The organism is Xanthobacter autotrophicus ATCC 700552 (assembly GCF_043194565.1).
Taxonomy (GTDB): Bacteria; Pseudomonadota; Alphaproteobacteria; order Rhizobiales; family Xanthobacteraceae; genus Xanthobacter; species Xanthobacter autotrophicus_F.
This window is the reverse complement of record NZ_JBAFVS010000094.1, coordinates 1-368: the sequence shown is the minus strand read 5'-3', so window position 1 is coordinate 368 and position 368 is coordinate 1. Positions and strand designations below refer to the sequence as shown.

Here is a 368-nt window from a genome sequence, read left to right as displayed (position 1 = left end):
TTCGCGGTTCTCGGCCACCCATTTCGTCGTGCCGCCGTCCAGGATGGCCACCTTGTCGTGGCCATAATATTTAAGCTGCCAATAGACGTAGGCGGCATAGCCCGCATCGTCCGGTCCCCGTCCACGATGGGTGAGCACCACGGCCGCGTCGTCGCTCACCCCGGCCGATCGCATGAGCGCCGAGAACGCCTCGGGCGGGAGGTTCATGTCGGTGATTTCCACGCCGCGTTCGGTGGTGGTGCCGCGAGCCTTGCGGAAGTCGAGATGCACCGCGCCGATGAGGTGGCCGCCTTCCTTGTAGCTGGTGTCGTCATTGCGCACGTCGAGGACGAGGACCTCGTCCTGGTGGGCTGCGAGCCATTCGCTCG

General features: G+C 65.2%; 1 protein-coding gene. It reads right to left on the bottom strand.

All coding sequences use genetic code 11. The annotated features are described in order from the left end of the window. A partial coding sequence (locus V5F48_RS25060) for a sulfurtransferase (protein WP_394260661.1) occupies positions 1 to 368 on the bottom strand: 368 nt, incomplete at both ends.